This window comes from Paractinoplanes rishiriensis, assembly GCF_016862375.1.
Lineage (GTDB): Bacteria > Actinomycetota > Actinomycetes > Mycobacteriales > Micromonosporaceae > Actinoplanes > Actinoplanes rishiriensis.
The window spans coordinates 59,767-67,600 of record NZ_BOMV01000042.1; the positions used below are offsets into that span (position 1 = coordinate 59,767).

The 7,834-nt window shown below is 69.6% G+C and carries 7 protein-coding genes and 1 pseudogene; 4 read left to right on the top strand and 4 right to left on the bottom strand.

What is annotated here, in order from left to right; translation table 11 throughout:
• Positions 1-12: 12 nt before the first annotated feature.
• Positions 13-795 carry an ABC transporter ATP-binding protein gene (locus Ari01nite_RS19170; RefSeq protein WP_203782631.1) on the top strand — a complete coding sequence of 261 codons (783 nt, stop codon included), beginning with the start codon at positions 13-15 and terminating at the stop codon, positions 793-795.
• On the opposite strand, the gene Ari01nite_RS19175 is transcribed toward Ari01nite_RS19170, so the two are convergent.
• Entirely contained in the window at positions 792-1,820 is a 1,029-nt protein-coding gene (locus tag Ari01nite_RS19175; RefSeq protein WP_203782632.1) for a hemolysin family protein, read from the bottom strand. The genes Ari01nite_RS19170 and Ari01nite_RS19175 overlap by 4 nt on opposite strands.
• Complete coding sequence (locus Ari01nite_RS19180) at positions 1,817-3,151, bottom strand: hemolysin family protein (RefSeq protein ID WP_203782633.1); 1,335 nt, start codon at positions 3,149-3,151, stop codon at positions 1,817-1,819. Before Ari01nite_RS19180 ends, Ari01nite_RS19175 begins: the two co-directional genes overlap by 4 nt.
• Before the next feature lie 82 nt (positions 3,152-3,233).
• Here Ari01nite_RS19180 and Ari01nite_RS19185 point away from each other — a divergent pair, with 82 nt between their 5' ends.
• Positions 3,234-3,899, top strand: a complete 666-nt coding sequence (locus tag Ari01nite_RS19185) for a GOLPH3/VPS74 family protein (RefSeq protein WP_203782634.1) — start codon at positions 3,234-3,236, stop codon at positions 3,897-3,899.
• A gap of 10 nt (positions 3,900-3,909) precedes the next feature.
• Here the strand turns inward: Ari01nite_RS19185 and Ari01nite_RS19190 are convergent, their stop codons facing one another.
• Both Ari01nite_RS19190 and Ari01nite_RS19195 read right to left on the bottom strand, forming a co-directional pair.
• Positions 3,910-6,018, bottom strand: a complete 2,109-nt coding sequence (locus Ari01nite_RS19190; RefSeq protein WP_203782635.1) for a (Fe-S)-binding protein — start codon at positions 6,016-6,018, stop codon at positions 3,910-3,912.
• 195 nt (positions 6,019-6,213) lie between these two features.
• Positions 6,214-6,477: a cell division protein CrgA gene (locus Ari01nite_RS19195; RefSeq protein WP_203782636.1), complete on the bottom strand. Its 264-nt coding sequence runs from the start codon at positions 6,475-6,477 to the stop codon at positions 6,214-6,216.
• A 219-nt stretch (positions 6,478-6,696) separates the two neighbouring features.
• On the opposite strand from Ari01nite_RS19195, the gene Ari01nite_RS19200 reads away from it, so the two are divergent.
• Positions 6,697-7,506, top strand: coding sequence for a DUF881 domain-containing protein (locus Ari01nite_RS19200; RefSeq protein WP_203782637.1), 810 nt, complete (start codon positions 6,697-6,699; stop codon positions 7,504-7,506).
• Positions 7,506-7,834: pseudogene (locus tag Ari01nite_RS19205) on the top strand (hypothetical protein); the annotation flags it as partial. The gene Ari01nite_RS19200 and the pseudogene Ari01nite_RS19205, both read left to right, overlap by 1 nt.

The window sequence follows — 7,834 nt, forward strand, 5'->3', positions numbered from 1 at the left end:
TAGGGAACCGAAGTGCTGGAGATCCGTTCGCTGCGCAAGACGTACGGCGGCCACGGCCGGGAGGTCGAGGCGCTGCGGGACATCACCATGACGGTCGAGGCCGGACAGTTCGTCTGCATCGTCGGGCCGTCCGGCTGCGGCAAGACCACGCTGCTGCGCTGCCTCGGCGGCCTGCTCAACCCGACCTCGGGCGAGGTGCGGGTGGGCGGCAAGCCGGTGAACGGGCCGCCGGACGGGCTGGCGATCGTCTTCCAGGATTACGGCCGCAGCCTGTTCCCGTGGCTGCGGGTCGCCGAGAACATCGAACTGCCGCTGAAGTCCAAGGGCATCGGCCGGTCCGAGCGCCGCCGGATCGTCACCGAGTCGCTGAGCGCGGTGGGGCTCGGTGACGTCGGCAAGGCGTACCCCTGGCAGCTCTCCGGCGGCATGCAGCAGCGGGTCGCGATCGCCCGGGCGATCGCTTTCCAGCCTCGGGTCATGCTGATGGACGAGCCGTTCGCGGCGGTCGACGCGCAGACCCGGGCCGACCTGGAAGACCTGGTGCGCCGCGTGTGGAAGCAGTTCGGGATGACCATGCTGTTCGTCACCCACGACATCGACGAGTCGGTCTACCTGGGCGAACGCGTGACCGTGCTGTCCGCGTCGCCGACCAAGGTGCTGGAGAACCTGGACATCGACCTGCCGGCCGACCGCGACCAGCTCAAGACCCGGTCCGACCCGCGCTTCGTCGAACTCCGCTCGCATGTGTACGCCCAGATCCAGGAGGCGAAGAAGGCCACCGGCCGGAAACCTTAGGCCGGTACCGCCGGGTGCGCCGGTTCGCCGACCACCGCGTGGATCACGTCGTCCAGGGTGATCACGCCGAGCGGCCGGCCGCCGTCGCTGACCAGCACGATGTGCAGGTGGTCGCGGCGCATGCTGAGCAGCAGTTCGGCCAGCGTGCGCTCCGGCGACACCAGCGCCAGCGGCCGGATCAGGTCACCCGGAATCGGCCGGCCGCGCTGCCCCGCCGCGTACCCCAGAATGTCTTTGACGTGCACGAAGCCCAGCACCCGCCGAGTCTCCCGATGCACCACCGGGAAGCGCGAGCGGCCGGTGCGGGTGGATAGTGCCTCGATGGTCGCCGGCGAGACGTCGTCGGCCACCGTGGTGACGCCCGACCAGGGCCGCAAGGTGTCGGCGGCGGTGCGGTCGTGGAGTCCGAGCGCCGCGTGGATGCGCGCGTACTGTTCCGAGCCGAGCAGTCCCTCGCTGCGAGCCTGGGTGACCATGCCGGCAAGTTCCTCGGCGGTGAAGACCGTCTTGACCGCGTCGGTCGCCTCAATCTTCCAAAGCCTCAATACCGTACGCGAGGCCCAGCGCATCGCGTTCAGCAACGGTTTGGTCGCGGTGCAGAAGGCCAGCATGAACGGGCCGAGGTAGAGCACCGACTGTTCCGGGCCGGCCAGCGTGATGTTCTTGGGTACCATCTCGCCGACCACGGTGTGCAGGAAGACCACGATGATCAGGGCGATCACCAGGGCCACCGGATGCACCATGTTGTCCGGCAGGCCGAGCGCCGCGAACGGGCCCTCCAGCAGGTGCGCGATGGCCGGCTCAGAGAGGGCGCCGAGGCCGAGCGAGCAGATCGTGATGCCCAGCTGCGCCCCGGCGATCATCAACGGGATCTGGTGCATCGCGGAGAGTGCCCAGCGGGCGCGCTTGGAGGTGGCCGCCAACGGTTCGAGGACCGTACGCCGGGAGGCGATCAGCGCGAACTCGCCGCCCACGAACAGGCCGTTGCCGATCAGCAGAAAGGCGGTGGCCAGCAGCTCGATCATTCGGCTGGCTCCGGTGGCGGTGGCACGACCCGGACCTGCTCGACCCGGTGCCGGTCGACCTCCATCACGGTGAACTCCCAGCCGTTTTCCTCGAGCGATTCGCCGACCACCGGGATGTGGCCGAACCGGGCGAGCAGGAAGCCGGCCAGCGTCTCGTACGGCCCCTCGGGCAGCGTGAAGCCGGTCTGCTCGACCAGTTCGTCCTCGCGCAGCAGGCCGTCCACCAGGATGGTCCGCTCCCCGCCGGGCACCGTCACCTCCTGGGCACCGGTCTCGCCGACGTCGGTGTCGTACTCGTCGGTGATCTCGCCGACCAGTTCCTCGATCAGATCCTCCACGCTGACCACGCCGTCGGTGCCGCCGTACTCGTCGACCACGATGGCCAGGTCGGCGTCGGCGGCTCGCAGCGCCGACAGCACCTTGTCGAGGCTGAGGCTCTCCGGCACGTACACCGGCTCGCGGGCGATCGTCGCGACCCGGGTGCCGGCCCGTCGCTCCACCGGGATGCCGAGCGCGTCGGGCACCCCGACCACCCCGGTGACCGCGTCGATCGTGTTCTCGTACACCGGGAAGCGGGTGTGTCCGGTCTCCTGCGCCACCGAGATCAGGTCGGCCACGCTGTCCGTGGTGCGCAGGCCGACCACGTCCACCCGCGGGGTCATCGCCTTGGCCGCCCGCTTTTCGCCGAACCGGATGGTGCGGCGCATCAGGGTGGCGGTCTCCGTGGGCAGCGCGCCGGCGCTCGCGCTGATCGCGGCCAGCAGGCCGAGCTCCTCGGGCGAACGGGCGCTGGCGAGCTCTTCCTGCGGCTCGATGCCCAGCCGGCGGACCAGCCAGTTCGCCGACCCGTTGAGGGCCGCGATCAGCCACTTGAACAGCGTGGTGAACCCGCGCAGCGGCGCCGCGGTGGCCAGCGCCACCCGCATCGGCCGGGCCAGTGCGGCGTTCTTGGGCACCAGCTCGCCGAACAGCATCGACAGCAGGGTGGCGACGATGAACGCGATGGCGTGCGTGACGCCCGGGGTGGCGTCGCCGGCGATCGGCTCGACCAGCGGGTCGAACAGCCGGGACAGCGCCGGCTCGGCCAGGTAACCGGTGAGCAGGGTGGCCAGCGTGATGCCGAGCTGGGTGCCGGAGAGCTGGAAGGACAGCGAGTGGAGCACGTTCCGGACGGTGCGGGCGCGGCGGTCGCCGGCCTCGGCCCGCGCGGCGATCTCCACCCGGTCGACGGTGACCAATCCGAACTCGGCTGCGACGAAGAACGCGTTCGCGCCCGTGAGCAGCGCAAATGCCGCCAGCGGGAGCACCGCGGTCAGGAGCAGCCCGTCCATGATCGGTTCACCTCGGGACTCATTGTGCCGGACCGGCCATACACGTGCGTAACAGGACCGCCCGGCGGTTAACGTCAGGGGCATGAGCCTTGTGGAAGAGTTCCTCCTGCTCGCGTACGACGAGGACGGCACGCCGCTGACCGACGGCACGCACCTGGACAACGGTCTGGGCGGCGCCCTGCTGCTGGAACTGGCGCTGGCCGGAAAGGTCGACATCGCGGACAGGCGGGTCGTGGTGCTCGATCCGCAGCCCGTCGGCGACCCGCTGGCCGACGAGGCGCTGGCCCGGATCGGCGCCGAGCCCCGGGCCCGCAAACCCGGTCACTGGGTTACGAAGCTGTCGAAACAGGCCCGGCCGCGGGTCCTCGACAAGCTGGTCGCCGAGGGTGTGCTGACCGTGACCGAGGACAAGGTGCTGTGGGTGTTCCCGCGGCGCAAGTACCCGCCGGCGAACGGTCAGCTGCCGGCCGTGGAGGCCGAGGCGCTGCAGCGGATGCGCGCCGCGCTCCTGCACGACGAGCCGGTCGAGCCGCGCACGGCGGCGTTGTGTGCCCTGGTGGCGGCCACCGAGCTGGACCGGAAGGTGTTCCGCGACCTGGACCGCAAGCGGGTCAAGGCGCGGCTCAAGCAGATCGGCGAGGGTGCCTGGGCGGCCGAGGCGGTGCGCAAGACCATCGAGGAGATTCAGGCCGCCGTGATGGTCGCCATCGTCGCGTCGACGACCGCGGCCACCGCCGGCTCCACCTAGGGCTGGCGCCTCACGCTTCCTGCTTGAGGGACCGCAGCAGGACCGTGGCCACGTCGACGACCTCGACGTCGTCCTGCTGTCCCTTGCCGGTGACCCCGTCGCCGATCATCGTGTAGCAGAACGGGCAGCCCACCGCGATCGTCTTGGCGCCGGTCGCGAGGGCCTCCTCGGTGCGCTCCACGTTGATCCGCTTGCCGATCTTCTCCTCCATCCACATGCGGGCACCGCCGGCGCCGCAGCAGAAGGAACGTTCCTGGTTACGCGGCATCTCGACGAGGTTGGCCGCCTCACCCAGGACCTCGCGCGGGGCGTCGAACACCCGGTTGTGCCGCCCGAGGTAGCAGGGGTCGTGGTAGGTCAGATCGCCGTCGACTTTTTCCACCGGGATGAGCTTGCCGGTCTTGACCAGGTGGGCGAGCAGCTGGGTGTGGTGCACCACCTCGACCTTCAGGCCGAGCTGCTCGTACTCGTTGCCGAGCGTGTTGAAGCAGTGCGGGCAGGTGGCGACGATCTTCTTGACGTTTGCCTCGGTCAGCGTCTCGACGTTCTGCTGGGCGAGCATCTGGAAGACGAACTCGTTGCCGATCCGGCGCGCCGGGTCGCCCGTACACGTCTCGCCCTCGCCCAGGATCGCGTAGTCGACGCCGGCCTCGTGCAGCAGCGTGGCCACCGCGCGGGTGGTCTTCTTGGCCCGGTCCTCGAACGCGCCGGCGCAGCCGACCCAGAACAGATATTCGAAGTCGTCCTTCTCGCCGACCCGCGGCACCTCGAAGTCGAGGCCCTTGGTCCAGTCCTCCCGGGTGTTCTGCGGCGCGCCCCAGGGGTTGCCCTTGTTTTCCAGGTTGCGCAGCATCACACCGGCCTCGGACGGGAAGCTCGACTCGATCAGCACCTGGTAGCGGCGCATGTCGACGATGTGGTCCACGTGCTCGATGTCGACCGGGCACTGCTCGACGCAGGCACCGCAGGTAGTGCACGACCAGAGCACGTCCGGGTCGATCACGCCCTGCTCGTCGGCGGTGCCGATCAGCGGCCGGTCCTTTTCCGCGAGGGCGAGCACGTCGACGCCCTGGAGCTGCTCCTCGGTCGCCTTCTCCCCACCCGCGAGAAGGTAGGGAGCTTTGGCGTAGGCGTGGTCCCGGAGCGAGAGGACGAGGAGTTTCGGCGACAGCGGCTTGGCCGTGTTCCAGGCCGGGCACTGCGACTGGCAGCGGCCGCACTCGGTGCAGGTGGAGAAGTCGAGCAGGCCCTTCCAGGTGAACTGCTCGACCTGGGCGACACCGAACTGGTCGTTCTCCGGGTCGGCCTCCTCGAAGTCGAGCGGCTTACCCGCGCTCATCATCGGCCGCAGCGCGCCGAGACCGGAACCGGCCGGCTTCTCCGGCGCGCGTTTGAAGAAGATGTTGAAGAACGCGAGGAAGCGGTGCCAGGCCACGCCCATGGTCGGGTTCAGCCCGATGGTGATCAGCCAGCCCATCGAGATCAGCAGCTTGACCAGCGCGACCCAGGTCGGCCCGTCCGCGGCCGCGGGCAGCAGGTCGCCGACGCCGTGACTGAGCGGGGTGGCCCAGCCCGGGTACTCGAAGGTGCCGTTCGCCACCTTGAAGCCACGGATCAGGAAGCCGCAGGTCAGCACGCCGAGGATGACCGCCTCGACGAAGTACGCCTGCCACATGGTCGAGCCGAGGAACCGGCTGCGCTTCCTGTTCTTGTCGCGCTGCCGGATCGCGATCAAAAAGAGGATGCCGGCCAGGCCCAGGATGCCGACCCACTCGGTGACCAGGCCGTACACCACCCAGTGCCCGACAATCGGCAGGCCGCCCTCGGGGTCGACCACCTCAAAGTAGGCCTCGACCACCAGCAGGAACAGGATCATGAAGGAGACCATCACGAACCAGTGCGCCGCGCCGATCGCGCTCCATTTGAGCATGCGGGTGTGCCCGAAGGTCTCGACCAGCATGGTCCTGGCCCGGGCGCCGCGGTTGCCGAGACGCTCCGGGTCGGGTTGACCCTGCCGGATCACCGCCGTGATGGTCAGGACCGCACGCACCGCCAGCACGACCGCCACCACGGTGACGATGCCGGCCAGGGCGGTGGCGACGATCTGCGCGATCCCCATCTGCGTTGCCCCTCTCGATCGGCTGTCCGCCGGCCCCATGTTACCCACGAGTAATAGATGGCCGCACGCCGCTGGTCAAGTGGCGCCGTCAGGCGAAAGCGCACCCCGCGCGCGGGGCGCGGGATGCGCTTTCGATCAGACTGCGCGTGGATCGGGCAAAAGTCACATTACCCGCACGAAGCGGGCAATCACCGGCTAACGCCAGCGGGACAGAATGCCCAGTGAAGCGACCATGCACCCGAAGCCGACCGCGAGGTTCCAGTACGACCAGGCGGCGACCGGGTACTCCTGGGAGGACAGGTAGTAAACGACCAGCCAGGCGATGCCCACCACGATCAGTGTGACCGCGGAGATCGGCAGCCAGATCGGACTTGGCTTCTTGGAATCCGCGGCCGCCGCCGGACGGACATCCGTCGGCGGGGTGTAGACCTTCTTCTTGCGAACCTGAGACTTCGGCACGGTGCTCTCCTGAAGGGCAACAAGTGGTGAACAACCCACCGCTGAGCGGCTCGGGAGTCCCCGAATGCGGCCCGTGGCGAATACTGTTCGACAGCTAGCGTAGTCAAGGCGATGCGCGGACCGGCACCCGCCAGGCGAGGAAAATGCCCGGCGGGGCCGTTTTGGGAGGCTGAGCCCGAATTCCGGAGGCTGTGCGCCCCTTCGGAGGAGGTTGCAAACGTGGAATACACGACCGGCACGCCCTCGTGGCGGCTCGTTCTGCGGCGCGCCCTCGGCGGTCTCCGGCCGCGGCGGCGCACCCAGCGCGTGCGCGGCTGGTCGGTCGGCGTTCCGCTGATCGCGCTCGCCGCCGGTCTCCTCTTCACCACGTCGGCACGCACCGCGGACGGCACGGCGCTGCGCGACGACCGGCGCCCCCAGTTGGCTCAGCTGATCGCCGACAAACGGGTACGCCTGGACAGTCGCGACAAAACGGCCGCCGAGCTGCGCGCCGAGGTCGACCAGGACTCGGCCCAGCTCGCCGAGGTCGACGAGCCGGTGAAGCAGTCCCGGCAGCGGGCCGACGGGTTGCGCGCGCCGGCCGGCTTCACCGCACTGCACGGACCGGGCCTGACCGTCATTCTCAACGACTCACCCCGCCGTGGCACCGATCTCGGCCCGAACGCTCCCGACAACGACGATCTGGTCGTCCACCAGGGTGACGTCCAGGCGGTCGTGAACGCACTATGGGCAGGTGGGGCCGAGGCAATGTCGATCATGGATGTCCGGGTGATCTCCACGAGCGCGGTACGCTGTGTCGGCAACACGCTGCTCCTTCACGGGCAAGTCTTCTCCCCACCTTTCAAGATCACGGCGATAGGCGAACCCACAGCACTGCGTCGCGCGTTGGAGTCCGCGGAAGGAGTCCAGCAATTCCGGGATGCGGTCGCCGACTTCGGCCTCGGCTACACGGAAACCGTCGAGAGGAACGTGACAGTGCGGGCGTACGACGGGTCGAGTGACCTCCGATCCGCGCGGGTTGCCGAGTAATGGCGGACCAGGAGTTCCCGCCGCCCGAAAACAACGCCGGCACCAGCGCCGGCAACAACTCGGGCCGGCACCGCGCCCCGGACGGTGATGCCCAGACGGCGTACATCCCCCGGATCACCGACGTGTCGCCGGACGGCGTGCCCGGCGGTCCGCTGGCGCCCCCGGTCGGCCTGGGCAGCGGCACCACACAGCAATCGGCCGGCCCCGCGACCGCGCCGGGCGTCGCCCACCCGACCTCGCCGCCGGTCACCCCCGGCGTCGCCCGCCCGGCCACGCCGCCGGTCACCCCCGGCGTCGCCCGCCCGGCCACGCCGCCGGTCACCCCCGG

Bases quoted from the DNA above. Each gene is read 5' to 3' on its own strand.
- Ari01nite_RS19175 (WP_203782632.1), bottom strand. From the start codon at position 1,820: ATGATCGAGCTGCTGGCCACCGCCTTTCTGCTGATCGGCAACGGCCTG.
- Ari01nite_RS19180 (WP_203782633.1), bottom strand. From the start codon at position 3,151: ATGGACGGGCTGCTCCTGACCGCGGTGCTCCCGCTGGCGGCATTTGCG.
- Ari01nite_RS19185 (WP_203782634.1), top strand. From the start codon at position 3,234: ATGAGCCTTGTGGAAGAGTTCCTCCTGCTCGCGTACGACGAGGACGGC.
- Ari01nite_RS19190 (WP_203782635.1), bottom strand. From the start codon at position 6,018: ATGGGGATCGCGCAGATCGTCGCCACCGCCCTGGCCGGCATCGTCACC.